The following is a 26,119-nucleotide window of genomic DNA, read 5'->3' as shown; positions in this document are numbered from 1 at the left end:
GCCGTGCTTAACATTCCGCCCCTGGCTGAGCTGCGCGACCTGGCCCTCCGGCTGGCCGTTGCGGCCGGCGAGGAGTTGCTGGCACGCCAACCAGGTCTATCCATCGACGCCGCCGATGTCGAGACCAAGACCTCGTCCAGTGACCCGGTCAGCGCTGCCGACCGGGCGTCGGAGAAGCTGATCGCCGATGGTCTCACCGAGGCCCGTCCCGGTGACGGTCTGCTCGGCGAGGAAGGCGCCGCCCGGCCGTCGACCAGCGGTCTCACCTGGGTGATCGACCCGCTCGACGGGACGGTGAACTACCTCTACGGGCGGCTCGACTGGTGTGTCTCCATCGTGGTCGAGGACCAAGCTGGTGCACTGGTCGGCGTGGTTCACCAGCCTCGCACCGGGATCACCTGGTCGGCGATCCGCGGTGAAGGCGCTTGGCGAGACGATGTCGTGCTCAGCCTTCCGCGTGAGGTGGAGCTCGCCGACGCCTTGGTGAGCACCGGCTTCTCCTACCTGCCCGAGCGTCGCGCCGAACAGGCGGACCACCTGCGCCGCGTGCTGCCCGCCGTACGGGATCTGCGTCGCGGCGGCTCGGCCGCCCTCGACCTCTGCTCGGTCGCCGACGGTACGTCGGACGCGTACTACGAGCACGTGATCCAGCCGTGGGACATCGCCGCCGGAGCCCTGATCGCCCGTGAGGCGGGCGCGGAGACCGTCAGCGAACCCCTCTTCCCACACGGCGTTCTGGCGGGCGCGCCGTCCCTGGCCGCCGCTCTTGTCGAACTACTCGCCCCATCAACCCCGAGGAGGTCGGTGTGACCGCACTGGACCTGCCGGTCCGGATCCATCCGGACGAACGCCGCCAGGCCGAGGAAGGCGGCAACCAGTTACGCCGTCGGCGACGCCGTGAGTACGGGCTGTTCGCCCTGCTGGTGGCGCCGAACCTGCTGGTGATCGCCGTCTTCGCGTACTGGCCGATCATCTACAACGCCTTCCTCAGCCTGACCGACTGGAACATGATCGCGGCCCGGCCGACGTTCGTCGGCCTGGCCAACTACGGCCGGACGCTGACCGACCCGGCGTTCCACAAGACCCTGTGGATCACCGTCGTGTTCACCGGCTTCATCGTGGCCGGCAGCCTGGTCATCGGGCTGGCGCTCGCGTTCCTGTTCAACCTGCCGCTGAAGGGCCGCGGTGTGGTCCGGACGATCGCGTTCGCACCGCACATCCTGTCCGGAGCCGCGGTCGCCACCATCTGGCTGTTCATCTTCGACCCCGGCTATGGCCTGATGCGAGCGCTGATCGATCCGTTCGGCGCCGAACCGCCGGACTGGATGAACAACTCGGACTGGGCGCTGCCCGGCCTGATCATCGTCTACCTGTGGAAGAACATCGGCTTCGCCGCACTGATCTACCTGGCCGGTCTGCAAGGGCTGCCGAAGGATCTCGACGAGGCGGCCGCGATCGACGGCGCTTCGACCTGGACCCGCTTCCGGGCCATCAAGCTGCCCTTGCTCGCACCGATCACCTTCTTCCTGCTGATCACCACGGTGATCGGAACGTTCCAGGCCTTCGACGTGATCGCGGTGATGACCGGTGGTGGCCCTGGTGATGCCACCACCACGCTGAGCTGGTCGATCTACAACGAGGGCTTCCAGGCGTTCAACGCGGGCCGGGCGGCGACCTTGTCGATCATCATGTTCGTCATCCTGCTGGTCGTCACCACGGTGCAGGCCCGCGTGATGGAGAGGCGGGTGCACTACCGATGAAGGTGCGTGCGATCCAGTACGTCGTACTGACCGGTGTGGCGGCCGTCTTTCTCGGCCCGCTGTACTGGCTGCTGTCGACGGCATTCAAAGATCCGGCCCAGATCTACCAGTGGCCGCCGGCGTGGTGGCCGGACCTGACCTGGGAGAACTTCAGCCTGGCCTGGAAGGCGGCGCCGTTCGACCGGTTCTTCCTGAACTCCACCGTCATCACCGTGGCCGGGACGCTGCTGAAGGTGATCAACGCGGTGCTGACGGCGTACGCGTTCGCCTATCTGCGGTTCCCGTTCAAGAAGGTGCTGTTCTTCCTGGTGCTCGGCGCGATGATGGTGCCCGGCCACGTGACGCTGCTGCCGAACTACTTGACCGTGGCAACACTCGGCTGGATCAACACCTACGCGGGTCTGATCATCCCGGGCATCGGCTCGGCGTTCGCGACCTTCCTGATGCGGCAGCACTTCCTGACGCTGCCGTCCGAGGTGACGGATGCGGCCGCGGTCGACGGCGCCGGACATCTGCGCACGCTGTGGCGGGTCGTGCTGCCGATGTCGCGGCCGATGCTGATCACGGTTGTGGTGATCACCGCGGTGGAGGAGTGGAACAACTTCGTCTGGCCGCTGATCGTGACGAACACCGCGTCGATGCGGACGCTGCCGGTCGGCCTGCTGATCCTCAAGGACGAGGAGGGGCTGGCGAACTGGGGCACCATCATGGCCGGCACGCTGCTCGTGCTCGCGCCGATGCTGCTGATCTTCCTGATCGCCCAGCGCTACATCGTCGGCGGAATCACTCAAGGAGCGTTGAAGGGATGAGCAAGCTCAACCGCAGGATGTTCCTCGGACTCGCGGCCGGCGCCACGCTCGCTGGTTGCGGCTATCGCTCGGTCGATGCGGAGTACTCGCAGCCGGCCGGGTCCGTGCCGAAGGAGTATGCGAACCGCGTCCGGGTGGTGTTCTGGTCGTCGTACGGCGGCGTGAACGGCAAGGCCGTCGACAAACTCGTTGCCAAGTTCAACGATTCCCAGCAGGACGTGTACGTCGAGGTGCAGTTCCAGGGCAGCTACGACGACGTGGCCCAGAAGGTCGCGGCCGCACTCGTCGCCAAGCAGGCGCCGGACCTCACCATCCTGTCCGACGTCACCTGGGAACGGTTCTTCCTCAACGACGCGCTCGAACCGCTGAACGGCTACTTCACCGACGGATTCGGCCCGGCCGTCTTCCAGCCGAAGCTCTTCGGTGAGTACGTCGTGAAGGGCCAGAGCTGGTGTGTTCCGTTCGCCCGGAGTACGCCGATCCTCTACTACAACCGGGACGCGTTCGCGAAGGCCGGCCTGCCGGATCGGGCGCCGCGGACCTGGAGCGAACTGCGGTCATGGGGGCCGGAGCTCGCCAAGGTGCAGTCGGGTGGACGGTCGCTGCGGACGATCGCGTTCGCGAAGATCGACGGCGACTGGCAGTTCCAGGGGAACGTGTGGCAGTTCGGCGGCGCGTACTCCAAGGGCCTGGACGTCACCATCGACCAGGACGGCGCGGTCGCCGCGGGTGAGTGGCAGCGGCAGATGGTGCATCAGGAAGGGCAGGCCTACATGGCCAGCAGCCCGAGTACCGACTTCGCCAACGGACTGGTCGCGGTTGTCCAGGAGTCGACCGGCGGCCTGAAGAGCATCACCGGCAAGGCGAAGTTCGAGGTCGGCGCCGGGTACATCCCGTCGGAGGTCGCGGCCGGGATCGCCACCGGTGGCGGCGGCATCGGGATGCTGCGCAACATCTCCACCGAACGCAAGCAGGCCGCGGCCACGTTCCTCGCCTTCCTCGCCCGGCCGGAGAACTCGGCCTGGTGGACGACCGAGACCGGCTACCTGCCGGTGGTGAACGCGGCCCGCGACGATCCCGCGCTGAAGAAGCTGATCGCGGACCAGCCGAACTACGGTGTCGCGATCGCCCAGCTCGCCAACGCGCGGCAGCAGGACCCGATCCGGCTCTACGGCCGGAACGCGAACGTCAACATCTACACCGGCCTGCAGCAGATCTACGCCGACAACGCGGCCCCGAAGCAGGTGTTCGGCTCGGTAGCGCGCCGGCTCGAGGTGATCGGCGACGAAGTCCGACGACTCTACGAGGAGAAAGTGCTGTGATCATCACCGGCCACCGAGGTGCGCTCGGGACCGAACCGGAGAACACGCTGCGGTCGTTCCGCCGCGCGGTCGCCGACGGCTGCGACGAGATCGAGCTCGATCTCCGCGTCACCGCCGACGACGAACTCGTCGTGCTGCACGACGCGACCGTCGACCGGACCACGTCCGGCTCGGGGGAGGTCGCGTCGCTGACGTTCGACGAGCTCCGGTCGCTCGACGCCGGGCTCGGCGAGTTCGTCCCGACCTGGGCCGAGACGGTGGCGGCGATCGACGTCCGCTTCCAGGCCGAGGTGAAGGCGGCGCGCGCCGTACCGCTGCTGGTCGAGTCCCTCCAGGCCGATCCGGCGCTGGCCGGCCGGACGATGGTCACCTCGTCCCACGCCGACATCCTCCTCGCCGTACGGCGGGCCATGCCGTCCGCGAACACCGGCCTGATCTTCGGCCGGACGCCCGCGATCGCCGACGTACTGTCGCTGACCCGGGCCGCCGAGGCCTGTACGGCGCTCTGCGGCATCGCCGGCCTGACGCCGGAGGGTGTGAAGGAGTTGCAGACGGCCGGACTGGACGTCACCGCGTGGCCGGTCCCGGACCCGGCGACCCTGGAACGCGCGGTCGAGCTGGGCGTCGACGGGATCACCACCGACAACCCCCATCTTCTGACGCGTTCCAACGTCTGACGTCCCCGGAGTTGCCGGCTCCGGGAGCAGAGCTGTCACAACCGCCGAATGGCCGGTGTCTTTAAGGCTGCACCTTGGACCGAAGGAGTAGCCATGACTGAGAACACCGATGTCATCGTGGTCGGCGGCGGATACGCCGGCGTGATGGCGGCCAACCGCCTGACCCGGCGGGACGGCGTGCACGTGACCCTGATCAACCCTCGTCCGGACTTTGTCGAGCGGATCCGCCTGCACCAGCTCGTCACCGGGTCGGACGACGCGGTGGTGGACTACCAGAAGATTCTGGCCGGCGGCGTCGAGCTGGTGGTCGACACCGTGACCCGGATCGACGCGGCCGGGCGTCGCGTGACCTTGGCGAGCGGTGGCAGCCTCGACTACGACTACCTGATCTACGCCGTCGGCAGCGGCAGCTCCGTCCCCGACGTGCCCGGCGCGGCGGAGCACGCCTACCGGATCTCCACCTTGGAACAAGCTCAACGGCTGCAGCCGGTCATCGACGCCGCGGACGCGTCGGCCGCGCTGACAGTGGTGGGAGCCGGGCCGACCGGCCTCGAGACCGCCTCCGAACTGGCGGAGCAGGGCCGGAAGGTGACGCTGGTGTGCGGAGACGTCCTCGGGCCCTACCTGCATCCGCGGGCTCGGCGCGCGGTGGCCAAGCGGTTCGCCAAGCTCGGAGTGACCGTGATCGAAGGCCCCGGCGCGACGGTGACGAGCGTGACAGGTGATGCGGTCCAGCTCGCCGACGGCCGCGAGTTCCGCAGCGACGTGACCATCTGGACCGCCGGATTCGGCGTACCGGACCTGGCCGCCCGGAGCGGGCTGACCACAGATGCCCTGGGCCGGCTGCTCACCGACGAAACGCTCACGAGCGTCGACGACGCACGCATCATCGCGACCGGGGACTCGGTGGCGCCATCGAACCTGCCGGTGCGGATGAGTTGCCAGTCCGCGATGCAGCTGGGCCCCCAGGCCGGCGAGACCGTGCTGAGCCGGATCGCCGGCAAGCAGCCGAAGAACTTCAGCGTCGGGTTCTTCGGCGAGTGCATCAGCCTGGGACGTCGCGCCGGAGTCGTCCAGGTCGCCCGGAAGGACGACACCGTGTCGAGGGTGTACTACGAGGGCGGCCGATCCATGGCGATGCTCAAGGAGGGTGTCTGCTGGAGCACCGTCTGGCAGATGAAGCAGGAGGCGCGCCACCCCGGCCAACTCGATCTCTGGTTCAAAGATCGGCGCCGCCAGCAGGTGTTGGCCAAGGCCGGCAAGGCGCCGGCGGACGCCGGCCGGTCGTCCTGACGAGGATCGGCGAGATGAGCGACCAGCCCGCGGACCCGGCGACCGAGGCCTTCGTTGCCCACCGGAACCTGCTCTTCACCGTCGCCTACGAGATCCTCGGATCGGCGGCCGACGCTGAGGACGTGCTGCAGGAGACCTGGTTGCGGTGGGTCAAGGTCGATCTGGACCAGGTGCGCGACCAGCGCGCCTACCTGATCCGGATCACCACCCGCCAGTCGCTCAACCGCCTGCGCACCCTGCAGCGGCGCAAGGAGGCGTATGTCGGTCCCTGGCTGCCCGAGCCCCTGCTCACCGCACCGGACGCGGCCGAGGACCTCGAGCTGGCCGAGAGTGTGTCGATGGCGATGATGCTCGTCCTCGAGACGCTCTCGCCGACCGAGCGCGCCGTCTTCGTGCTGCGCGAGGCGTTCGAGGTCGGCTATGACGAGATCGCGGCGGCCGTCGACAAGAGTCCGGCTGCGGTGCGCCAGATCGCGCACCGCGCCCGGCAGCACGTCGATGCCCGCCGCCCCCGCCAGGTGGTCTCCCGGAGCGAAGGGCGGGCGGTGCTGGAGGCCTTCCAGCGCGCGGTCGAGGCCAGCGATCTGCAGGCCCTGATGGACGTGCTCGCGCCCGACGTGGTCGCGGTCAGCGACGGCGGCGGACTCAAACTCACCGCGCTGCAGCCGATTTTCGGCGTGGAGAAGGTGATCCGCATGTTCGTCGGCAGCATGCAGAAGATCGGCGGCACGCTCACCACCGAACCGACGGTGATCAACGGAAGCCCGGCGCTGCTGTTCAGCTTCGACGGAGAGCTCGACGGCGTTGTCGCGCTCCGGATCGAGGACAACCACGTCACCGGCATCTACTACGTCCGCAACCCGGAGAAGCTGTCCCGCCTCGAGAGCGAAACGTCGCTCACCCTGCACTGAGCCGAAACAGTCCGTGAGCCCGCCGGCCCGCCGCAGCACAGCCTCTCGGCCTGCCGCGATCGCTCAGATGGTGCGCCGGCCTGTGCTCTGGCTCAAGCACTCCACCGTGTGACCTCACCTCCCCTTCGTCTCCCGCAGTGGGCCGGGTCACACGTTCCAACGTCTGAATTTGTTCTTCCATGGAACATAAATGTGTGATTGCCTAGCTCCATGGGAATCAGCATCGGTGTAGTCGGCGCGGGTCAGTTCGCCCCGTCCTTCCTGCGGTTGTGGTCCGCTCACCCGGACGTGTCCGACGTGCGGCTGACGGACGTCGTACCGGAACGGACCGCGGAGATGGCGGCCAAGCAGGGGATCACCCTCACGTACCAGTCGTTCGAGGAGATGCTCGCGTCCGACGTGGACGCGGTCGCGATCTTCACCCAGCGCTGGCTGCACGGTGAGATGGCGATCCGCGCGCTGGAGGCCGGCAAGCACGTCTACTCGACCGTCCCGATGGCGATCGAGGCGGACCAGATCGCCCGGATCATCGAGCTGGTCAAGGAGACCGGCCTGACCTACATGATGGGCGAGACCAGCCACTACTACCCGTCGTCGGTGTACTGCCGGCAGAAGCTGGCGAACGGCGAGTTCGGCCGTGTCTTCTACGCCGAGGGCGACTACGTCCACGACATGGATCTCGGGTTCTACGCGGCGTACCAGTACAGCGGCGGCGACGACTGGAAGAAGACCGCCTCGTTCCCGCCCATGCTGTACCCGACGCATGCCGTCGGCAACGTTCTCTCGGTGACCGGCCAGCACGCCACGCACGTGTCCTGCATCGGCGTGACGGACGACCGCGGCGACGGCGTCTTCGACAAGGAGATCAGCCAGTTCGACAACGACTTCAGCAACGCGACCGCGCTGTTCAAGCTCGCCGACGGCGGCGTGATGCGGACGAACGAGATGCGCCGCGTCGGCTACCCGTCGCACATCCGTGAGTCCCGGCTGCGCGTGTTCGGGACCGAGGGCAGCTTCGAGCAGCTGGCCACGACCACGGTCTGGCAGACCAAGGAAGGCGTGGAGGACATCAGCCAGCTGATGGAGACCAAGCCCAGCAGCTCTCTCGACGACGCCGACCTCGCGAAGGTCGACCCGGCCCTGCGGGACGCGTTCCGCTCCGGGCTCTCCCCGGTGCACGACCGCAGCCGGCTCCCCGCCGAGTTCGCCGGAATGCACAACGGGCACGAGGGTTCGCACCACTTCCTCGCCGACGACTTCGTCCGCGCGGTCGCCGACAAGACCCTCCCGCCGGTCAACGCGTGGGTCGCTGCCCGGTACACCCTCCCGGGTATCTACGCGCACCAGTCCGCGCTGCAGGGTGGCGTGCAGCTGGAGATCCCGGACCACGGGGACGCTCCCGCCTGAGTCGACGGGGGTGGGTGGAGCCCCACGCGTGCTTTCGCGGTCGCTCCTGCGTCGCGCCCGCTACGCGCGCTCCCACCCCCGGCTTAGCGCCGATGCATTTCTTCGCCGGCTGCCGCCGGCGATTTGCGGGCTGGCGCCCGCGGGTGAGTGCGGGCTGTCGCCCCGGGGGAGTGCGTGCTGTGGTGAGTGAGACGGACTGCGGGGGCGGGAGTGTGCTGCGAGCCCACGCGAACCGACGGGTGCTGATCTGAGCCCACCCGCGCGAACCCTCTGTGCCAGACGTCTAGCGACAACCCCAGCCGAAGCGTCCGGACCTACTCCGCCGGACCTCCGCCGAAGCCGATCTCGTTACCGTCCAGGTCGCGGTACACGACCTTGCGGACGCCGTTCTCGTAGGTCTCCCGCAGAGCAGGCTCGACCCCGCGCCCGGTGATCGCCTCGATCCGCTCGTCGAAGTCCTCCGAGAAGATCGTCACCTGGCCGTGGCCGGCGTGATCCGGTCGGTGCTCGACGACGAGGTACTGGTGCTCGGCCAGCTCCCAGACCGCCTCGATGTCGTTCGGGTACATCACCGGTGGCCCGCCGAGCAACTGTTCGTACCAGGCCAGTGCAGCCGGGTAGTCGCTGACGGACAACTCCGCAAAGAGATCAAGCGCCATACCGCATCCTACGAACCCTGCAGACCACCGGGAATACCATCTGAACCGGTGACGTTGCTTTCCATAAAGGCTTTTCTCGATGGAGAGTGATGAACCATGACCGGTCTTCGGCGCGCGGGTAACGCGGTCAGGACTGCTGCCCTGCTGGCCCTGCTGACCGCCCTCGTCATCGTCGTCGGCGGGTACCTCGCCGGTACGACGGGTGTGCTGATCGCGACCGTGTTCTCGCTGGGTCTCAACGCCTACCTCTACTTCAACTCTGACAAGCTCGCCCTGCGGTCGATGGCGGCCCGCCCGGTCAGCCCGCAGCAGGCGCCCGAGCTGTACGCCGTGGTCGCCGAGCTCGCCCAGCGCGCGGGTCAGCCGATGCCGCGGATCTACGTGAGCCCGGTCGCCCAGCCGAACGTGTTCGCCACCGGGCGGAACCCGGACCACGCGGCCGTCGCGGTGACCGAAGGGATCCTGCGGACCCTGAACCGGCGCGAGCTGCGCGCCGTACTCGGTCACGAACTGGCCCACGTCTACAACCGGGACATCCTGACCTCCAGCATCGCGGCCGGCCTGGCCGGGATCGTCACCGCGCTCGCCAACCTGGCGATCTTCCTGCCGATCGGATCGTCCGACGACGAGGACGCCCCGAACCCGCTGGTCACACTGCTCACCGTGCTGCTCGCCCCGTTCGCGGCCGGCCTGATCCAGTTGGCGGTCAGCCGCCGGCGCGAGTACGCGGCGGACGACGCCGGCGCCGAACTGACGGGTGACCCGCTGGCCCTGGCGAGCGCGCTGGCCAAGATCAGCCGCGGTACGGCGGCCATGCCGCTGCCGACCGAGTCGGGAGTGGCGACACAGAGCCACCTGATGATCGCGAACCCGTTGAGTGGACGCGGCGTCTCGGCCCTGTTCTCCACCCACCCCCCGATGGAGGCCCGCATCCACCGCCTCCACCAGAAGGCCCGCGAACTCGCCGCCGCCTGACCAGACAAGTGACAAGGGCGCTCAGCTTCTTTGAGGCCCAGCCCTTGTTTAGCCGAACCACTAACGCTTTCTCTCTGCGAGTTTGGCTCTTATGGATCGAGTTTGGCTCTCAGGATCAAGGCGCGGCGCGAGCGCCGCGCACGTCCTTGCGGGCGGCGCGGGGCGCCGTCCTCGGACGGCGCGGCCACTCGCTAGCTGCCTGATCCTGAGAGCCGAAAATATCGTGCCGCTGATCCCCGGACCCCGCCGCGGTCTCGACTGGTGTCGGCATCTATCGGGTGAGGGCGAGGAATGGCGAGCCCTGGCGTGTCGCAGCGAACAGCTCGACCTTGCTCCGGGGCATGCTGCCACTCCCTCAGACAAGCAGCACAGGAATCGCGCTCAACGCCTCGTCTCGTACCTGGTCAGGACCACGCCGCCGGGAAACGTCCGCGTCTCCACCAGGTTCAGGTTCACCCAGCTGTCCAGCGCGGTGAAGAACGGTGTACCGCCGCCCACCAGCACCGGATGGGTGACGATCTCGTACTCGTCGACCAGCCCGGCCCGCATGGCCGCCCCGGCGAGCGTGGCGCCACCGACCCTCATCGGCTCGCCGTCGTCGGCCTTGAGTCGGGTGATCTCCGCTACAGCGTCGCCGGTGACCAGGCGGGTGTTCCAGTCGACCTTGTCGATCGTCGAGGAGAACACCACCTTCGGCGTGTCCCGCCAGTTCCGCGCGAACTCGATCTGCGCCGGGGTGGCGTCGGGCTGCTGGTCGCCGGTCGGCCAGTGGGAACTCATCGCCTCCCACAGCTTGCGCCCGTACATCAACAGCCCGATCGCCAACTCCTGGTCGAGCCACCACTGAAACAGCTCGTCGCTCGGCCCGCCCCAGCCGATGTCGTCGCCGGGCGCGGCGATGTAGCCGTCCAGGGTCAGGTTCATGCCGTAGATCAGTTTCCGCATGGCGCCATGCCTTTCTGTCAGTCCGGAGGCCTTTCTCCGGCCGCCCGTCACCCCTACTACGAACGCCTCACTCCGGATCCGACAGGTCATTGGCAGAAATTCTCACGAGGCTTCTCCGTCGGCGCCTGTACGGCGGTGGCACTTGCTGGGGCCCGCGCCGATGATCTCCTTGGACTCCGGGTATGGGCCGGTCTCGGGAGTCTAGATCGGCTCGGCGCAGGAAACTGATCAATGTGGGATCTGAGTTCGGCGGTAGTCATTCGTGCTCGGTGCGCGCAGCGTCGCCCACTCGGCCGACCAGGGCAACCCGCCCAATCTCAACCCCGCCCGCGCACAGCAAGCAGCGCACCCACTCCACACGCGAACAGACTGCTCAGCCCGGTAGATGCCGTGCAAATAACGTGCAATTAGATGAGGTCAACGGCGGTTACTCGGCGGGCCGAGACAGACCACCGATCGTGCTCGCGCGGGCCGGCTTCTGGTCCTCGCTCAATGTTTCCAAGCCGGTTATGCGGCAGCTTGCCGGCTGACCCCAGTCTGACCCCAACAGGTCCACACGAACCGCCATCGGGACAACCTCGGAGCCCATGCTTCACCCTGCGCCCAGGAGCTAACCGTCTGTTGCTCGCTCCTACGGATCAGAAGGGTCGTGCCCTCCGCATGCCCCAGCCGATGCGTGCCGATGGGCTCGGACGGTCACTCAAGGGGTGGAACCGGTCGAGCCGCGCACATGCAGATGAGCGGGCTACTCGGCCTACGACCAAGTGATCTCACCTGACCCCCTGGGTCCGGCCGGAGTTCGGTCTCAGACGGCCTCGAGGACGAAGAAGAGGAAGCACATGAACGACTTGCCTTCGTCCAAGCCGGGGGGAAGCATCTCCGGAGGAGTGTCCGGCGCCGGAGGTGGCTCGCTGACGGTAGCGATCCGGAACCCTGCGGCAGTAAAGGCATCCGTCATGGCGTGCAGTGGTCGGTGCCAGAAGGTCAGCCACGTCACCTCTCCGCCGAACGTGTAGTCCTCGGAGTACTTGGTCACCGCGAAGTAGTCGGCCTCGGGATACACGATCGCGTAGGCGCTGGGGTGGTTCACCGAGACCATCAGGCGACCGCCTGGCTTCAGCACCCGACGCAACTCCGAGAGTGGGCCGGTCCAGTCCTCCAGGTAGTGCAGGACGAGGGATGCGACGACGTCATCGAACTCGGCGTCAGCGAACGGCAATGGCGCAGCGAGATCCGCCACGTGCAAGTCGGCGTCTTCACCCAGCCTCTGGCGGGCCAGATCGATCATCGCTGCACTCGCGTCGATACCGGTGACCGTGGCGCCCCGGGCGCGCATCGCTGCCGACAACGGCCCGGAACCGCACCCCGCGTCAAGGATCCGACGGCCTGAGACCTCACCGGCGAGGCCAAGCATCGCCGGCCGCTCGTAATACGCGTTGAAGAGGTTCGACTCGTTCTCCGCCGAGTAGGCGTTCGCGAAATTGTCGTAGTCGGTTGCTGTCACCGTGAACTCGTCTCCATGAGGGCATGTCCAGCTTTTACCGAGCGCGTGGAACTGCCGAGATCAGTGACGTGCCAGCCTGCCGTTAGCATCATCGGCATGGCAACGCGGCTTGTTCAAATCAACATGAAGGCTCGGGACGACTCCGCGCTGGGCAACTTCTGGGCGGAGGCGCTCGGCTGGACAGTCTCCAGCGAGGGACCCGGCGTGACCAACCTCGAACCCGAGGGCTTCGTCTACCCCGACCCCGTCGCCGTCTGCGTCGACCTCATCGCCTCCCCGGAACCCAAGACGGTGAAGAACCGCGTGCACGTGGACCTCGCCACTACCTCAGCGGCCCATCAGGCGGAGCTGGTCACTCGCCTGAAGGATCTCGGCGCAACACTCGCCGACGTAGGCCAGGGCGACGTCCCTTGGACGGTCATGGCCGACCCAGAGGGCAACGAGTTCTGCGTGTTGGACTCGCTCTACCGAGACACCGGACCGATCGCCACGGTAGTGGTCGACTGCGCGGATCCGCGAGCCATGGCCCGCTTCTGGGGCAAGGCCATGGACTGGACCCTGCACAAGGTGACCGACCACAACGCGGTACTGCGCTCCGCGAAGGGCGTCGGCCCATATCTGCAGTTCCTCCGCACACCCGACGTGAAGACCGTGTGGAACCGAGTCCATCTCGACCTCCGCCCATACCCAGGTGACGACCCAGAGGCAGAGGCGGCCAGACTGCGGACTCTCGGCGCCACCGCCATCGACCTAGATGTCCCGTGGACGGTCCTCGCCGACCCGGAAGGCAACGAGTTCTGCCTCCTCGCCCCAGGCTGAACCCAACCCTCTTCATCCGCCCACTACGGCCACGAGCCCGGATTTGCGACGCACCCTAGCCGACATGCCAACAAGTAATCCGGCACGCCCGGATCTGCCGCATTCCGCCGGTCCCGATCGACCCAGTCCTGGGACCCACCCGCCGCAGCGCGCGATGGAACCCGTGGCCGGTGGCGCTCGTGCTCATCGGCCACGGTCATCTCACTGGACTCAGCCTCGTGCCGGCCGCTTCGCGTTGTACTGGTTGAGGGCCGCGACGAGGGCAAGCCCGGCGGCCTCCACGACATCCGTGGACGACGCCCGGACCGCAACCCTGCGGCCCGGCAGTTCTACCTCGAGCTCGACCTCTCCGACAGCCTCGCTGCCCGGGCCGACCGAATAGGCCCGGAACGCGACTACCCGCGCCTCCACGCCCGTCGCCTGCGAGATCGAATAGCACACCGCGTCGATGAGCCCGGTGCCAGAACCCTCGGCGTGCATCTGTTCCCCAGCCCGGGAGAGCTTCACGTTGGCGCGCGGCCCGTCCTGCGTGCCCCCGGAGTACGTGATGGCGTCGAGCTGCCAGCTGGTGGATGGCTCCGTCATGCGATCCCCCTTGATGTCCAGCAAAGCCAGGGTCGGTACTTTCCTCGAAAGCATATTGCGCCTGGCGCAACTACGGATGGTCTCCGAGCGGGAGTCGGAGGGACTGGCGGTCGGGCCGAATAGCCCCGATTCACGCTCAAGAGGGGCGGTCAGGGGCGGTCGCTAACCGCCGACCTTCCGCTTTCAGGCGGCCTGTCCAGGTGGCGTCGACTCCTCACAATCCCCACCCTCACAGTCCGTCCCACCCACCACAGCACGCACTCACCCCGCGGGCGGCAGCCCGCAAACCGCCGGCGGCAGCCGGCAAAGAAGTGCACCGGCGCTAGCCCGGGGGCGGGTGGGGGCGCGCGTAGCGGCCGCGACGCAGACATCCCAGGGGGACCGCGAAAGCCCGCGTGGGCAAGACACTCACGGTTCGTGATCGGAGCGGTAGCGGAAGAGGTCGGGGAGGAAGTTCTCTAGGTTGCCGATCTCCTCGATGTGGTGGCGGATCCAGGCGGCGAGCTTGGCCGGTGGAAACGCGCGCGTGTGGGCGAGGTGGTTCAGACCGAGTCGGCCGGCCGCGGTCCTGTCGCCGATGGTCATCCGGGTCACGTACCGGGTCCCCCCGCGGGCTGCGGTGAACTCGTTCTCCAACCGGACGAGCGACGTACCCAGGATGCGGGACGAGATGATCGCCGCCTGGCTGTCGACCTGCTCCACGCCGACCTTGATATCGATCAACTGATCGAGGTCGCGGCCGGGTGCTTCGGTGATGTGGAGGCGGGCACCTGGTCCGACGGCGCCGTCGGTTGCCGGGCTGGTCACGTCGTACGCGATGTGGTCCAACGGATGCCAGACCAGGTAGCGGGGCCGGATCTCACCGGCGTACTTCATGGTTCCGGAGACGTGGCCGTACCACCACGAGAGCATCTCCGGTGTGACGTCGGAGAGCAGCGCGTGGCGGATGGTGACCACGGTCCGTCCGTCGTTGGAGGCGGTCCAGACCGCGGCAGAGTCGAGCGGACGAAGCGGCCAGAGAACCGGGCGCGGCGCCGGCAGGTGCGGTGCCTTCATCCTCTGCGCGTGCCCGCGAGAGGAAGTCCGAAACGGACTACTCGTAGATCTTGCGCAAGCGCAGCGACATCGAGTTGTCGATGTGCTGGTTCATCGCGGCTTCGGCGGCGGCGGGGTCGCCTGAGCTGATCGCGTCGACCAGGGTGCGGTGTTCGGTGAGGACCTCGGGGCCGATGTCGCGGTCGTAGTGGAGCCGGAAGATGTGCAGGTGGCAGTGGGTCCGTTCGAACGCGAGCCGGACCTGCTCGCTGCCGGAGAGCGACGCGATCAGCAGGTGGAACCGGCTGTCGTGCACCGTCAGCGACTTGTAGCCGGCGTAGTCCTCCGAGGTCGGCTCGACCGCGGTCGCCAACTCGGCCTTCAGCCGGGCCCGGCCGTCGTCGTCGATCAGTTCGGCCGCCCGGCGGGCCGCCCACGGCTCGAGCAGGCGGCGGAAGCGGTACAGGTCGTCGAACTCTTCCAGTGAGAGCAGCGGTGTCGCGCGGTACCCCTTCAGCGGCTCCTTGAGCGCCAGGCCCTCCGACTCCAGCCGCGCCAGGGCCTCGCGGACCGGGGTCGACGACACCTGGAACTCGCGCGCCAGCCCGTCGATCGAGATCCGCGCACCGGGCCGGATGACGTGGTCCATCAGCATCGTCTTGATCGCCTCGTACACGTCGTCGGCGAGCATCTGCCGCCGGAGCAGCCGTCGATTGTGCGGCTCCACGATCTCCGTCATCGCCCTCTCCGGATCCTGGTCGCGGCCTTGACCCGGCCGGTCGTCTTCGGCAGGGTGGCACTGTAATCATGCATCATGCATGATTTGAGGTCCGAGAGCCAGAGAGTCACACAACCGGTGACGAGGCGATCGCACGTGGTGTTGATCCAGAGAGGCGACACATGCTGAGGTTCGACGAGGTCGGCGTACTACCCGAACCCGAGGACAACGCGGCGATCTGTTCCCGCCGGCTCGACGCCGGTACGCCGATCGACCTCGACGGGACCGTGGTGACGCTGCCGCACACGATCCTCGAAGGCCATCGATTCATCATCCGGCCGGTCCGTACCGGCGAGGCGATCACGTCGTGGAACACCCCGTTCGCCCGCGCCTCCCGTGACCTCGAGGTCGGCGACTACGTGTGTACGCCGACCAGCCTCGCCGCGGTCACCGCGCGCGGGGTCGAAGGCCTCCCGGCCGAGCCGTCGGCCACCAACGAGCCGCTCGACCCGTACCAGCTGGACGAGTCCGCGCTGAACTTCGGCGCCCAGGTGACGAGTGTCGAGCAGCCCGGCACGTTCCTCGGCTACCCGCGCGAGCAGGGCGCGGCCGGCACCCGCAACCACGTGGTGATCATGGCGACCAGCTCGCGCAGCAGCGGGTTCGTCACCGAGCTCGCCCGGCGCTTCGACGGCGCGTCCGCCGGGGACGGCGTCGTACCGGTGGCTCACACCGAGGGCGGCGAGGACGAGGTCCCGAACAGCCTGCACTTCCTGCTCGCCACCCTGGCCGGTTTCACCCTGAACCCGAACGTCGGCGCCGTCCTGATCGTCGACACCGAGGACGATGTCGTGTCCGGCCAGGCGATCAAGGACTTCATGGCGGAGCACGGCTACCCGTCGATCAAGGTGCCGCACGCGTACTTCACCCGCCAGGCCGGCTTCGAGCATGACCTGACCGCGGCTGGTGCGTTGATCGAGCCCTGGCTGCCGGTCGTGGATGCTCAGCAGCGGATGGAGGTCCCGCTCTCCGATCTGAAGATCGCCTTGCAGTGCGGCGGATCCGACGCGTTCTCCGGGATCTCGGCCAACCCACTCGCCGGTCTGGTCGGTGCCGAGGTGATCAAGCACGGTGGCGCCGCCGTACTCGCGGAAACCGACGAGCTGATCGGTGCCGAGGGCTACGTGCTGAAGAACGTCCGTGACCTGGCAACGGCGAAGCGCTTCCTGGCGACCGTCCGGTCGTTCAAGGAGCGGGTCGGCTGGCACGGGCACACCGCCGAGGGCAACCCGTCCGGCGGCAACGTGTACCGCGGTCTCTACAACATCGTGCTGAAGTCGATCGGCGCCGCCCGCAAACTGCCGCGTGAGGTCCGGCTCGACCACGTGATCGACTACGGCGAACCGCTGCCGGGCAACGGCTACATCTTCATGGACAGCCCCGGCAACGACCTCGAGTCCGTGGCCGGCCAGATCGGCAGTGGCTGCAACCTGATCTTCTTCACCACCGGGAACGGCTCGATCACCAACTTCCCGTTCGTCCCGACGCTGAAGTTCGTCACGACCTCGACCAGGTACGAGCGTCTGCACGCCGAGATGGACGTGGACGCGGGGCAGTACCTCACCGGTACGCCGATGGCCGAGCTGACCGCGGAGACCTTCGACCTCACCGTCCGCGTCGCGTCGGGCGAGCCGAGTGCGGGGGAGCGGGCCGGCCACAGCCAGGTGTCGATCTGGCGGAACTGGCGGCAGAGCGGACCGCGCGAGGGCATCTCGATCACCACCGACGGCCGGATGAGCCGCAAACTCACCGACCTCCCCGCCGAGGACCGCGACGCCCCGCTCGACGGACTCCCGCTCACGGGCCTCGGTACGAACGCGCGCACCGCCGTACGACTGTTGAAGGTCGACGACCGGCTGGTGCCCGAGTCGGTCGGCCTGATCCTGCCGACCAGCCTGTGTTCGGGACAGATCGCGCTGCGGCTCGCAGCCCAGGCGGAGCTGGAGAGATGGGCCGGCGACGCGGTCACGCGGATGGTCGCGCTGCCGCACACCGAGGGCTGCGGCAGCAGCGGCGGCGCCTCCGAGGAGACGTTCGCACGCACCATGCTCGGCTACCTGCTGCATCCGAACACGCGGATGGCGCTGCTCCTCGAGCACGGCTGCGAGAAGACCCACAACGACTACTTCCGGTCCCGCCTGGTCGAGGCCGGCGCGGATCCGTCCCGGTTCGGCTGGGCCAGCATCCAGGCCGACGGCGGGCTCGAGGCGGTCGGCACCAGGGTCAAGGACTGGTTCAACAGCTTCGACCTCTCGGCACCGGTCGAGTACGACGGGACGCTCGGTGACCTCACCATCGGACTCGAGGCCCGTGGGCCGCTGTCCGACGAGTCGGCCGAGGCACTGGCCCTGGTCGGCCGGGAGATCGTGGGCTCGGGCGGTTCCGTCGTACTGTCCTCGCGCGGTGCCTTGCTCGCACACGACGTCTTCCGCACGGCCGCGTTCGGATCGGCAGCCCAGGTGGAGTCAACCATCGCGCACGGGCAGCGGTTCGCCGAGCCGGGCTGGCACGTGATGCGGATGCCCGGCACCGACTGGATGGAGACCGCGACCGGGTTCGGGGCCGGCGGGGTCCAGCAGATCCTCGCGCATGTTGCCGGCGGCACCTTGTCCGCGCAGCGGTTCGTCCCGGTCGTCGAGTTCAGCAACGACCCGGAGACGGTCGCGAAGTACGGCGACGACCTCGATGCGGTGGCCACCGGCGACGCGGCGGACCAGGCCCGGGCCGGGCTGGACACGATCGCGGCAGTAGCGAGCCGGCGGATGGTTCCCAAAGCGGTTGCTTCCGGCAACGTCGGATTCCAGATCACCCGGGGCTTGCTCGGTACTTCGATGTGAAAGGCGAACACATGCACTTGGTCCGTTACCAGTCCGCTGACGGGCGGCCCGTCGTCGGTGTGCGCACCGACGACACCGTGGCTCCGGTCGAAGGCGTCGGCAGTTTCGCCGAACTGCTCCGGCTGACCGTCGACGAGCTGCAGACCGCGGTCGCGAAGGTCGGTGAGTCCGTGCCGGCCGACGGCGTCCGGTTCCTGCCGCCGCTCGACGGGCGCGGCGAGGTCTGGTGCGCGGGTGTCACCTACGAGCGGTCGCGTGGTGCGCGGATGGAGGAGAGCGCCGAGCAGTCCGTGTACGACAAGGTCTACACGGCCGACCGGCCCGAGCTGTTCCAGAAGGCGCCGGCCTGGCGAGTGGTCGCGGACGGTGAGCCGGTGGGAATCCGGGTGGACTCCGGTCACGACGTACCCGAGCCGGAGCTCGCCGTCGTCGCCAACAGTCACGGCGAGATCGTGGGCTTCACCGTGTGCAACGACATGAGCTCGCGCTCGATCGAAGGCGTGAACCCGCTCTACGTCCCGCAGGCCAAGCTGTTCGCCGGCGGTTGCGCGCTGGCCGCCGGGATCCGCCCCGCCTGGGAGGTGGCGAACCCGAAGGATCTGACCATCGACCTGGTGATCCGCCGCGGCGAGGACGAGGTCTTCACCGGTACGACGTCCACCTCGAAGCTGGTCCGCGAGCTGCAGGACCTGATCGACACACTGTTCCTGCCCAACGACTTCCCGGACGGCGTGATCCTGGCGACCGGCACCGGGATCGTGCCCGAGCTGGACTTCGCGCTGGCCGAGGGTGACGTCATCACGATCACCATCTCCGAGCTCGGAACGCTGACGAATACGGTGGCAGTAGGCCGGGAGCCGTTCGCGTTCCTGGCAACCGAGAACCTGGAGGAGAAGCGATGACCCCGGACACCACGCCCGCCGAGCTCGAGCAGGCCCTGGCCGACGCGGCGGCGGCCGCACCGGCACTCGGCGCCTCGGAGCCCGCGGTCCGGGCCGGATGGATCCGCGCCGTGGCGGATGCGCTGGACGCGGCCGCCGACGAGCTCGTACCGATCGCGATGCGGGAGTCGTCGCTGCCCGAGCCGCGGCTGCGTGGTGAGGTCGCGCGGAGCAGCGGTCAGCTGCGGATGTTCGCGGAGGTGCTCGAAGAGGGTTCGCTGCTGGAGGTCGTCATCGACACGGCCGATCCCAATGCCAAGCCGGTGCCGCGGCCGGATCTGCGTCGGGTCCTGGTCCCGCTCGGGCCGGTACTGGTGTTCGCGGCCAGCAACTTCCCGTTCGCGTTCAGCGTGTGCGGCGGCGACACCGCATCCGCGCTGGCGGCCGGTTGCCCGGTGATCGTTAAAGCACACCCCGGCCACCCTGAGCTGTCGGTGCGCACCGCCGAGGTGATGATCGAGGCGCTCCGGACCGCCGGTGCGCCGGCCGGCGCGCTGGGCCTGATCCAAGGCTTCGACGTCGGCGTCACCGCGCTGAAGGACCCGCGGATCACCGCGGCCGGCTTCACCGGGTCGGTCCCGGCCGGCAAGGCGCTGCACGAGATCGCGGTCACCCGCCCCGAGCCGATCCCGTTCTACGGCGAGCTCGGCAGCCTGAACCCGGTCTTCGTCACCCAGGCCGCGGTCGATGCCCGCGGCAAGGACATCGCGACCGGGTACGTCGGCTCGTTCACACTCGGCGTCGGCCAGTTCTGCACCAAGCCCGGCCTGCTGTTCCTGCCCGCGGGCCACGGCCTGCAGGAGCAGCTGACCGAGGCCGCGGGTGGAGTGGCCGAGGCGCCGATGCTGAACGACCGGATCAAGGACGGATTCTCCTCCGGCCTGGATCGCCTGCAGAAGGTCGAGGGAGTTCGCGTCTGGGCGTCCGGCGGCGCAACGTTGCTGCAGACAACGGTTGGTGAACTGCTGGCCCGCCGCGACGAGATCCTCGAAGAGTGCTTCGGGCCGGTCTCGATCGTGGTCGAGTACGACGGTCCCGACGAGCTGCGGTCCGCGGTCGAGGTCTTCGAGGGCAACCTGACCGCGACTCTGCACGCCGAGCCGTCCGACACCGAGCTGGCCGGTGAGCTGCTTCCGTTGCTGACGGCAAGGGCCGGACGCGTGCTCTGGAACGGCTGGCCGACCGGTGTGGCCGTGTCCTGGGCACAGCACCACGGCGGTCCGTTCCCGTCGACCGTCGGCTCGATCCACACCAGCGTCGGTGTGACCGCGGCCCGCCGGTTCCAGCGGCCGGTGGCGTACCAGGACGCACCCGATGCGGTGCTGCCCGCCGTACTGAAGGACTCGAACCCGGCCGGGATCAGCCGCCGGGTGAACGGGACCGTGACAACAGGTGAGGTGTCTCGATGAGCGATCTTCCCCCGACCAACGACCCGGTCGACGCCGATCCCGGCCTCCCGGGCGACGTACCCGGTCAGCCGACCCCCGAGAAGACGGGTGGCGTCGGCGGTGAGCGGCCGGACGCGCCGATCGGCCGGCGCAGCTTCGACCACTGGTTCGGCGAGAAGGACCGCAACGGGTTCATCCACCGGTCCTGGATGCGCGCGCAGGGCTTCTCCGACGAGGTGTTCGACGGACGCCCGGTCATCGGCATCTGCAACACCTGGTCCGAGCTGACCCCGTGCAACGCGCACCTGCGCCGGCTCGCCGACTCGGTGAAGCGCGGCGTCTGGCAGGCCGGCGGGTTCCCGCTGGAGTTCCCGGTGATGTCGCTCGGCGAGACGATGCTCCGGCCGACCGCGATGCTGTTCCGCAACCTGCTCAGCATGGACGTCGAGGAGTCGCTGCGCGGCAACCCGATCGACGGGGCCGTGCTGCTGACCGGCTGCGACAAGACCACGCCCGGCTCGATCATGGGCGCCGCCAGCGTCGACCTGCCCACGATGGTGGTGACCGGCGGCCCGATGCTGAACGGCAAGTTCCGCGGCTGCGACATCGGCTCCGGTACGGCGGTCTGGCGGTTCACCCAGGACCGCAACGCCGGACGGATGTCCGAGGAGGACTACGCGGCGGCCGAGTCCGGCATGTCCCGCAGCAACGGGCACTGCATGACCATGGGTACGGCGTCGACGATGGCCTGTATGGCCGAGGCGCTCGGCCTGCAGATGACCGGTGGAGCGGCCATTCCCGCGGTCGACTCGCGGCGCTACTCGATCGCCCAGCAGACCGGTCAGCGGATCGTCCAGATGGTGCACGAGGACCTCAAGCCGAGTGACATCCTGACCCGGGACGCCTTCGCGAACGCGGTCCGGGCGAACGCGGCGATCGGCGGTTCGACGAACTTCGTCATCCACCTGCTCGCGATCGCCGGCCGGGTCGGCGTCAACGTGACGCTGGACGACATCGACGAGTGGGCCCGCGGGGTCCCGTGGCTGGTGGACCTGCAGCCGTCGGGCAAGTACCTGATGGAGGACTTCTACTACGCCGGCGGGTTGCCCGCGGTGATGAAGGAGATCCTCCCGCTGCTCAAGACCGACGCGATCACGGTGACCGGCAAGACCATCGGCGAGAACGTCGCGAACGCGGAGCGGACCGTCGACACCGACGTGATCCGGGCCGTCGGCAACCCGTTGGGCAGCGGTGCCGGGACCGCCGTACTGAAGGGCAACCTGGCGCCGGATGGTGCCGTCATCAAGCAGTCGGCGGCGTCGGAGCGGTTGCTGCGGCACCGCGGCAAGGCGCTGGTGTTCACGGCCATCGAGGACTACGACAAGGCCGTCGACGATCCGGATCTCGACGTCGACGCGGACACAGTGCTGGTGCTCCAGAACGCCGGCCCGCGTGGGTATCCGGGCATGCCGGAGGTCGGCAACATGACGATCCCGCGCAAGCTCGCCGAGCAGGGTATCGACGACATGGTGCGGATCTCGGACGCGCGGATGAGCGGTACGGCGTACGGCACCGTCGTACTGCATGTCACGCCGGAAGCGGCCGTCGGTGGTCCGTTGGCACTGGTACGGACCGGTGACTGGATCGAGCTGGACGTGGCGGCGCGGCGGCTGCACCTCGACGTACCGGAGGAGGAGCTGGAGAAGCGGCGAGCCGACTGGCAGCCGCCGACGGCGCCGAGCGATCGCGGCTGGGCGCGGTTGTACGTCGACCACGTCACCCAGGCGAACCAGGGCTGCGACCTGGACTTCCTGGTCGGCCGAACCGGCTCGGCCGTGGCCCGACAGAGTCACTGATGAACACCCCACACCCGGCTTCACCTCCGCCGAGCGAGGCCTCCTCCTCACGTGCTTGGGGACCTTTCGAGGCGGTCCGGGGGCTGCGGCCGTCCGGCGTGATCCCGCAGGTCACGCCGATCCGCCGGCTGCTCCCGGACCTCCCCAGCTCGTCTGATCCGTACGCCGACGCTCAGGCGGCACTCGAGCCACTGCGCGAGCGGATCCTGCCCGGCGCCCGGATCGCCGTGACCGCGGGCAGCCGCGGGATCCACGATCTCGTGCCGGTGGTGAAGGCGGCGGTGGACTGGCTGTCGTCGGTCGGCGCGGCGCCGTTCGTCGTACCGGCGATGGGATCGCACGGCGATGCGACGGCCGACGGACAGCGGGAGATGCTGGCTGGTCTCGGGATCACTCCGGAGTCGGTGGGTTGCCCGGTCGAGGCGACGATGGAGACCGTCGTCGTCGGCACGCTGGACGACGGTACGCCGGTGCACCACGACGCGATCGCGGCCAAGGCGGACGGCGTACTGCTGGTGAACCGCATCAAACCGCACACGGACTTCCGCGGCCCGATCGAGAGCGGGCTGGCGAAGGTCCTGGCGATCGGCCTGGGCAATCACTCCGGCGCGGCTTCCCTGCACGCCGGAGGGATTCCCTCGCTGGGCGGTGCGATCGAGGCCGCGGCCCGGATCGTCATTGCCCAAGGCAAGATTCTCGGCGGTCTCGGGATCCTCGAGAACGCGCAGGAGCGGACGGCCGCGGTGGAGTTCGTCGAGGCCGACGGGATCGCCGGGCCGGCCGAGACCGCGTTGCTGCAACGGGCGGGCAGTCTGCTCGGGCGGCTGCCGTTCGACGAACTCGACGTCCTGGTCGTGGACGAGATGGGCAAGGACAAGTCCGGGGCCGGGATGGACACGAACGTGATCGGCCGCTGCTGGGTGCACGGGATTCCCGAGTTCGAGTCGCCGTCGATCGCGACGATCAGCGTGCACTCGCTCTCGGCGGCGTCGCACGGGAACGCGTCCGGCCTCGGCCTGGCCGACGTGATCCCGGCCCGGATGCTGGAGCAGATCGACCTGCACGCGAGTTATGTGAACGCGTTGACGTCCGGTGCCGGCGGAGCCCGCCGGTCCCGGTTGCCGATGGTGATGGAGGACGACGAGGCCGCCGTCCTCGCCGCCGCGACGATGTGCGGCCGGCGTGACTGGTCCGAGCTCCGGCTGGCCCGGATCAAGGACACCCTTTCCCCGAACGAGTTGATGGTGACGCCGGCACTGCTGACCGAGGCGGGTGACCGATTCGACCTGGAGATCACCGGGACGGCCCGGAACCTGACGTCGGCCGGCCGGCTCGGACCCTGGAGTGACGCATGAACCTTCGCGAGGCACACGCGCTGCTGGCCGATCGTGGATTCCGCCCGGGCGAGACGTCCGCGGCCACCTTCGGTGACGGATCGCCGTACAAGGTGGAAATCCCTTCCTGTGAAGGGCCGCGGGTGATGGCGGCTGTTCTGGAGGAGGCCAAGACCCGTGGGGTGACCATCCACCGGGTGTCGCAGGGCAGCGGCGTGATGATGCTGACCGACGGCGAGATCGAGGAGATGCTCTCGCTCGGTGCGTCCGCCGGGGTCGAGGTCTGCCTGTTCCTCGGGCCGCGCGGTGCCTGGGACATCGGCGGTCAAGCCAAGGTGTCGGCTGCGGTCGGTGGCGTTGCCCGCGGCAATGAGATGGTTGCCGCGTCGCTGTGTGATGCGTTCCGGGCGGTTGAGCTCGGTGTACGCAGCCTGCTCGTCGGGGATCTCGGCGTACTGGAGATCCTTGGTGAGTTGAAGATTGACGGGTCGTTGCCTTCGGATCTGGTCTTGAAGACTTCGGTGCTGATGCCGTTGGCGAATGCTCCGACGGCGCGGTTGTACGAGCGGTTGGGTGCGACCAGCCTGAACGTGTCGACCGACCTGCCGATTCCGGTGCTGGCGGAGATCCGGTCGGGGACGTCGGTCCCGATCGACATGTACATCGAGGTCCCGGACGACCAGGGCGGGCACGTGCGGTTCTACGACGTACCGGAGATCGTGCGCGTCGCGGCACCTGTGTATCTGAAGATGGGCCTGCGGAACGCGCCGAACATCTATCCGGTCGGTGCCCACCTGTCCGGTACGGCGGAAGCCCTCGGCCGCGAGCGCGTCCGTCGCGCCGAGTTGATCCTGCGGTTGCTGGCCGAACAGGATGAGGAATGAGCTCTTCCGATCCACTTGTCGCCCGGCTTCGTTCGGCGCTGGGGGACAAGGCTGTTCTGGACGATCCCGACGTACTGGACACTCATCGCAACGACCACGCGACCTTCTGCACGGCGGGCGTACCTCGGGTGCTGGTGCGGCCGTCGTCGACGGCTGAGGTGGTCGAGGTGGTGAAGGCTGCCGGTGCCTTCGGCGTGCCGGTGGTCACTCAGGGAGCGCGGACCGGGTTGTCGGGGGCGGCGAACGCGATCGACGGCTGCTTGTTGCTGTCGACGTCGCGGATGACCGAGATCCTGGAGGTCTCGGTCGAGGATCAGGTCGCGGTGGTACAACCCGGTGTGGTGAACGCCTCGCTGTCCCGAGCTGTGCTGGATCAAGGGCTGTTCTACCCGCCCGATCCGTCGTCGTGGGAAATGTCCACGGTGGGTGGCAACATCGCGACCAACGCCGGCGGATTGTGTTGTGTGAAGTACGGCGTGACGTCGGACTTCGTGCGTGGACTGGAGGTGGTGCTGGCGTCGGGTGAGGTCGTCCGGACCGGCCGCCGGTCGGCGAAGGGCGTCGCGGGGTACGACCTGACGCGGTTGATCGTCGGATCCGAGGGGACGCTCGGTGTCGTCACGGAGGCGACGCTGGCGCTGCGACCTGCGCCCGAGGCCGCGTTGACCGCGGCGGCCACCTTCCTGTCCATCGAGGACGGGATCGCTGCTGCTGCCGCGGTGATGGCTTCCGGGCTGCGACCGTCGTTGCTGGAGTTCCTGGACGGGCCGACCGCTCGGGCGATCCAGGACTACCGGGACATGGGATTGCCGGGCGATGTCGGTTCGCTGCTGATCGCGCAGTCGGATCGCGGACCGCGGGCGGCTGAGGACGTCGCGCGGATCGCCGCGATCTGTTCCGAGCACGGCGCGGTCGAGGTCGCGGAGGCGTCGGATGCCGAAGAGTCGCGGATGCTGCTCGAGGCCCGCCGCCTGGTGAACCCCGCGTTGGAGCCGTTGGGTGTCACGTTGGTCGACGATGTCGCCGTACCGCGGTCGAAGCTGGTCGCGTTGCTGCGTGGTGTCGGCGAGATCAGCACGAAGTACGACGTACTGATCTGTTGCCCAGGGCACGTAGGCGACGGCAACATGCACCCGACCGTCGTCTTCGACCGTGACGATCCCGCCGCCGAAGCCCGCGCCCTGGAAGCGTTCGGCGCGGTGATGGAACTCGGCCTGGCGCTGGGCGGCACCATCACCGGCGAACACGGCATCGGGAAGTTGAAGCGCCAGTGGCTGGCTCAGGAGCTCGGCCCGGTCGGCCTGCGACTGCAACGGGAGATCAAGGCAGTCTTCGACCCCGACAACCTCCTGAACCCCGACAAACTCTTCCTCTGACGTCCCCCTGCCTGGAGTCGAACC

23 protein-coding genes are annotated in these 26,119 nt (G+C 68.3%); 17 read left to right on the top strand and 6 right to left on the bottom strand.

Going from position 1 to position 26,119, the window contains the following annotated elements; all coding sequences use genetic code 11:
- Window positions 1-3 precede the first annotated feature (3 nt).
- From ACGFIF_RS20875 to ACGFIF_RS20840, 8 genes are all read left to right on the top strand, one after another.
- Window positions 4-810, top strand: coding sequence for an inositol monophosphatase family protein (locus ACGFIF_RS20875; protein ID WP_393156483.1), 807 nt, complete (start codon window positions 4-6; stop codon window positions 808-810).
- A complete protein-coding gene (locus ACGFIF_RS20870; RefSeq protein ID WP_393156481.1) occupies window positions 807-1,760 on the top strand; it encodes a carbohydrate ABC transporter permease in 954 nt (317 codons plus the stop codon). The genes ACGFIF_RS20875 and ACGFIF_RS20870 overlap by 4 nt, the downstream gene beginning before the upstream one ends.
- Window positions 1,757-2,569, top strand: a complete 813-nt coding sequence (locus ACGFIF_RS20865; protein ID WP_393156480.1) for a carbohydrate ABC transporter permease — start codon at window positions 1,757-1,759, stop codon at window positions 2,567-2,569. The genes ACGFIF_RS20870 and ACGFIF_RS20865 overlap by 4 nt, the downstream gene beginning before the upstream one ends.
- On the top strand, window positions 2,566-3,891 hold the full coding sequence (locus tag ACGFIF_RS20860) for an ABC transporter substrate-binding protein (protein ID WP_393156479.1): 1,326 nt from the start codon (window positions 2,566-2,568) through the stop codon (window positions 3,889-3,891). Before ACGFIF_RS20865 ends, ACGFIF_RS20860 begins: the two co-directional genes overlap by 4 nt.
- A complete protein-coding gene (locus tag ACGFIF_RS20855) occupies window positions 3,888-4,568 on the top strand; it encodes a glycerophosphodiester phosphodiesterase (RefSeq protein WP_393156478.1) in 681 nt (226 codons plus the stop codon). The genes ACGFIF_RS20860 and ACGFIF_RS20855 overlap by 4 nt, the downstream gene beginning before the upstream one ends.
- Window positions 4,569-4,661: 93 nt before the next feature.
- A complete protein-coding gene (locus tag ACGFIF_RS20850; RefSeq protein ID WP_393156477.1) occupies window positions 4,662-5,861 on the top strand; it encodes an NAD(P)/FAD-dependent oxidoreductase in 1,200 nt (399 codons plus the stop codon).
- Window positions 5,862-5,875: 14 nt separating this feature from the next.
- Window positions 5,876-6,772: an RNA polymerase sigma-70 factor gene (locus ACGFIF_RS20845; protein WP_393156475.1), complete on the top strand. Its 897-nt coding sequence runs from the start codon at window positions 5,876-5,878 to the stop codon at window positions 6,770-6,772.
- Window positions 6,773-6,982: 210 nt separating this feature from the next.
- Window positions 6,983-8,179: a Gfo/Idh/MocA family protein gene (locus tag ACGFIF_RS20840; protein ID WP_393156473.1), complete on the top strand. Its 1,197-nt coding sequence runs from the start codon at window positions 6,983-6,985 to the stop codon at window positions 8,177-8,179.
- 314 nt (window positions 8,180-8,493) lie between these two features.
- On the opposite strand, the gene ACGFIF_RS20835 is transcribed toward ACGFIF_RS20840, so the two are convergent.
- Window positions 8,494-8,838 carry a VOC family protein gene (locus ACGFIF_RS20835; protein WP_393156471.1) on the bottom strand — a complete coding sequence of 115 codons (345 nt, stop codon included), beginning with the start codon at window positions 8,836-8,838 and terminating at the stop codon, window positions 8,494-8,496.
- A 96-nt stretch (window positions 8,839-8,934) separates the two neighbouring features.
- Between ACGFIF_RS20835 and ACGFIF_RS20830 the strand changes: the two genes are divergently transcribed.
- On the top strand, window positions 8,935-9,813 hold the full coding sequence (locus ACGFIF_RS20830; protein WP_393156470.1) for a M48 family metalloprotease: 879 nt from the start codon (window positions 8,935-8,937) through the stop codon (window positions 9,811-9,813).
- A 381-nt stretch (window positions 9,814-10,194) separates the two neighbouring features.
- Here ACGFIF_RS20830 and ACGFIF_RS20825 read toward each other — a convergent pair whose 3' ends face one another.
- Complete coding sequence (locus ACGFIF_RS20825; RefSeq protein ID WP_132196421.1) at window positions 10,195-10,758, bottom strand: dihydrofolate reductase family protein; 564 nt, start codon at window positions 10,756-10,758, stop codon at window positions 10,195-10,197.
- A gap of 805 nt (window positions 10,759-11,563) precedes the next feature.
- Window positions 11,564-12,262 carry a class I SAM-dependent methyltransferase gene (locus ACGFIF_RS20820; protein WP_393156468.1) on the bottom strand — a complete coding sequence of 233 codons (699 nt, stop codon included), beginning with the start codon at window positions 12,260-12,262 and terminating at the stop codon, window positions 11,564-11,566.
- A 96-nt stretch (window positions 12,263-12,358) separates the two neighbouring features.
- On the opposite strand from ACGFIF_RS20820, the gene ACGFIF_RS20815 reads away from it, so the two are divergent.
- On the top strand, window positions 12,359-13,081 hold the full coding sequence (locus ACGFIF_RS20815; protein WP_393156466.1) for a VOC family protein: 723 nt from the start codon (window positions 12,359-12,361) through the stop codon (window positions 13,079-13,081).
- Between the two features lie 210 nt (window positions 13,082-13,291).
- Here ACGFIF_RS20815 and ACGFIF_RS20810 read toward each other — a convergent pair whose 3' ends face one another.
- The 3 genes from ACGFIF_RS20810 to ACGFIF_RS20800 form a co-directional block, all read right to left on the bottom strand.
- A complete protein-coding gene (locus ACGFIF_RS20810) occupies window positions 13,292-13,666 on the bottom strand; it encodes an alpha-isopropylmalate synthase regulatory domain-containing protein (RefSeq protein ID WP_393156465.1) in 375 nt (124 codons plus the stop codon).
- 408 nt (window positions 13,667-14,074) lie between these two features.
- The gene (locus ACGFIF_RS20805) at window positions 14,075-14,722 is read right to left on the bottom strand and encodes a DAPG hydrolase family protein (protein ID WP_393156464.1); all 648 of its coding nucleotides are present in this window, start codon (window positions 14,720-14,722) and stop codon (window positions 14,075-14,077) included.
- A 37-nt stretch (window positions 14,723-14,759) separates the two neighbouring features.
- Window positions 14,760-15,440 carry a GntR family transcriptional regulator gene (locus tag ACGFIF_RS20800; RefSeq protein ID WP_393156463.1) on the bottom strand — a complete coding sequence of 227 codons (681 nt, stop codon included), beginning with the start codon at window positions 15,438-15,440 and terminating at the stop codon, window positions 14,760-14,762.
- A 161-nt stretch (window positions 15,441-15,601) separates the two neighbouring features.
- Between ACGFIF_RS20800 and ACGFIF_RS20795 the strand changes: the two genes are divergently transcribed.
- Genes ACGFIF_RS20795 through ACGFIF_RS20765 form a run of 7 tightly spaced genes read left to right on the top strand, consistent with a single transcriptional unit; the run spans window position 15,602 to window position 26,095 of the window.
- Complete coding sequence (locus ACGFIF_RS20795) at window positions 15,602-18,316, top strand: UxaA family hydrolase (protein WP_393156461.1); 2,715 nt, start codon at window positions 15,602-15,604, stop codon at window positions 18,314-18,316.
- Window positions 18,317-18,327: 11 nt separating this feature from the next.
- Window positions 18,328-19,218 (top strand): fumarylacetoacetate hydrolase family protein, encoded by an 891-nt coding sequence (locus tag ACGFIF_RS20790; protein WP_393156460.1) that lies wholly within the window; start codon window positions 18,328-18,330, stop codon window positions 19,216-19,218.
- Window positions 19,215-20,666 (top strand): aldehyde dehydrogenase (NADP(+)), encoded by a 1,452-nt coding sequence (locus ACGFIF_RS20785; protein ID WP_393156459.1) that lies wholly within the window; start codon window positions 19,215-19,217, stop codon window positions 20,664-20,666. Before ACGFIF_RS20790 ends, ACGFIF_RS20785 begins: the two co-directional genes overlap by 4 nt.
- Window positions 20,663-22,501, top strand: a complete 1,839-nt coding sequence (locus ACGFIF_RS20780) for an IlvD/Edd family dehydratase (RefSeq protein WP_393156458.1) — start codon at window positions 20,663-20,665, stop codon at window positions 22,499-22,501. The genes ACGFIF_RS20785 and ACGFIF_RS20780 overlap by 4 nt, the downstream gene beginning before the upstream one ends.
- Window positions 22,501-23,856 carry a DUF2088 domain-containing protein gene (locus ACGFIF_RS20775; RefSeq protein ID WP_393156457.1) on the top strand — a complete coding sequence of 452 codons (1,356 nt, stop codon included), beginning with the start codon at window positions 22,501-22,503 and terminating at the stop codon, window positions 23,854-23,856. Before ACGFIF_RS20780 ends, ACGFIF_RS20775 begins: the two co-directional genes overlap by 1 nt.
- On the top strand, window positions 23,853-24,719 hold the full coding sequence (locus ACGFIF_RS20770) for a U32 family peptidase (RefSeq protein WP_393156456.1): 867 nt from the start codon (window positions 23,853-23,855) through the stop codon (window positions 24,717-24,719). The genes ACGFIF_RS20775 and ACGFIF_RS20770 overlap by 4 nt, the downstream gene beginning before the upstream one ends.
- A complete protein-coding gene (locus ACGFIF_RS20765; RefSeq protein WP_393156455.1) occupies window positions 24,716-26,095 on the top strand; it encodes an FAD-binding oxidoreductase in 1,380 nt (459 codons plus the stop codon). Before ACGFIF_RS20770 ends, ACGFIF_RS20765 begins: the two co-directional genes overlap by 4 nt.
- The last annotated feature ends 24 nt before the right edge of the window (window positions 26,096-26,119 follow it).

The organism is Kribbella sp. NPDC049174 (assembly GCF_043197365.1).
In the GTDB taxonomy this organism is placed as follows: Bacteria; Actinomycetota; Actinomycetes; order Propionibacteriales; family Kribbellaceae; genus Kribbella.
The sequence above is the reverse complement of the archived record's forward strand: the minus strand, read 5'-3'. Positions and strand labels throughout refer to the sequence as shown.